The following is a 501-nucleotide window of genomic DNA, read 5'->3' on the forward strand; positions in this document are numbered from 1 at the left end:
CAAATAAACGACGTAAAGGAAGCTCTTGCTGAAAAACTTGTCGTACTTGGGAAATCACGCGAGTTGCAAGCAGCGAGTGTCCTCCTAAGGAAAAGAAGTTATTGTGAATGCCTACTTTCTCAATACTAAGCACCTCTGCCCAAATTAAGGCTAGCATCTCCTCAATTGGTGTGGAAGGAGCAACAAAATTTGATTCGGATAATAGCTGTGTGACTTCGGGTGCAGGCAATGCTTTACGATCAACCTTACCATTAGGTGTGAGTGGTAGAGATTCTAGCATGACAAAAGCTGCTGGCACCATGTAGTTTGGCAGCTTCGATTCCAGAAAGTCCCGTAATTCAGTAATCGTCAGTGTTTGCTCTTTTTGAGGAACGATATAAGCGACTATTCGTTGAGAATCTACTGACTCTTCACGAACGACAACTACACTTTCTTGCACTTTGGAATGTTGGCGAACAAGTGCTTCAATTTCTCCAAGTTCGATGCGGAAACCGCGAACTT

1 protein-coding gene is annotated in these 501 nt (G+C 43.5%); it reads right to left on the reverse strand.

Annotated features, from left to right (window positions below):
* Window positions 1-501: AMP-binding enzyme (locus tag DP116_RS29270; RefSeq protein WP_246275610.1), on the reverse strand; the 501-nt coding region annotated here is incomplete at both ends.

Source organism: Brasilonema bromeliae SPC951 (assembly GCF_012912135.1).
In the GTDB taxonomy this organism is placed as follows: domain Bacteria; phylum Cyanobacteriota; class Cyanobacteriia; order Cyanobacteriales; family Nostocaceae; genus Brasilonema; species Brasilonema bromeliae.